Raw genomic sequence first — 1307 nt, 5'->3', positions numbered from 1 at the left:
CACCAGCCATGGCCCCCCTTCTCCCGAAGTTACGGGGGCAATTTGCCGAGTTCCTTAACCACAGTTCACCCGATCGCCTTAGTATTCTCTACCTGACTACCTGTGTCGGTTTCGGGTACGGGCCGAATATGCACATCGCTAGAGGCTTTTCTCGACAGCATAGGATCACCAACATCCCCACACTACGTGGGTACGCATCACGCCTCAGGTTTAATAGGGTACGGATTTACCTATACCCCACCCCACACGCTTACACCACAATCCAATAAGTGGCCTGGCTACCTTCCTGCGTCACCCCATCACTTGACTACTACCAGATCAGGTCCCACGCATCCACCACACACCAACACAAGTGCTGACATGTGGTTTTTGGGTGGTTAGTATCACTGATTCATCATGGTCGCGCATACACGGGTACGGGAATATCAACCCGTTATCCATCGACTACGCCTGTCGGCCTCGCCTTAGGCCCCGACTCACCCTGGGAAGACGAACTTGACCCAGGAACCCTTAGTCATCCGGCGGATAAGATTCTCACTTATCAATCGTTACTCATGCCTGCATTCTCACTCGCACACACTCCACAGGAATTCACACGCCTGCTTCAACGCAAGTGCACGACGCTCCCCTACCCAACACACCACAAAGATGTATTGCCGCGGCTTCGGCGGTGTACTTAAGCCCCACTACATTGTCGGCGCAGAACCACTCGACCAGTGAGCTATTACGCACTCTTTCAAGGATGGCTGCTTCTAAGCCAACCTCCTGGCTGTCTTCGCGATCCCACATCCTTTTCCACTTAGTACACCCTTAGGGGCCTTAGCCGGCGATCTGGGCTGTTTCCCTTTCGACTATGAAGCTTATCCCCCACAGTCTCACTGCCATGCTTACAACTTACCGGCATTCGGAGTTTGGCTGACGTCAGTAACCTTGTAGGGCCCATCGGCCATCCAGTGCTCTACCTCCGGCAAGAAACACGCGACGCTGCACCTAAATGCATTTCGGGGAGAACCAGCTATCACGGAGTTTGATTGGCCTTTCACCCCTACCCACAGCTCATCCCCTCAGTTTTCAACCTAAGTGGGTTCGCGCCTCCACGACGTCTTACCATCGCTTCACACTGGCCATGGGTAGATCACCCCGCTTCGGGTCCAGGACATGCCACTAACAACACCCTCAATTAGGATTCGCTTTCGCTACGACTACCCCACACGGGTTAACCTCGCCACACACCATAACTCGCAGGCTCATTCTTCAAAAGGCACGCCATCACCCCAACAAAGTTAAGGCTCTGACGGATTGTAAGC

General features: G+C 53.7%; 1 rRNA gene. It reads right to left on the bottom strand.

Features of this window, described 5'->3' with window-relative positions:
• Nucleotides 1-1307: ribosomal RNA gene (locus BMX74_RS42695) — 23S ribosomal RNA — on the bottom strand; the annotation flags it as partial.

The sequence above is a fragment of the Nonomuraea pusilla genome (genome assembly GCF_900109355.1).
Classification (GTDB): Bacteria; Actinomycetota; Actinomycetes; order Streptosporangiales; family Streptosporangiaceae; genus Nonomuraea; species Nonomuraea pusilla.
Note: the sequence above shows the minus strand (reverse complement) of the source record. Positions and strands in the feature narration are given on the sequence as shown.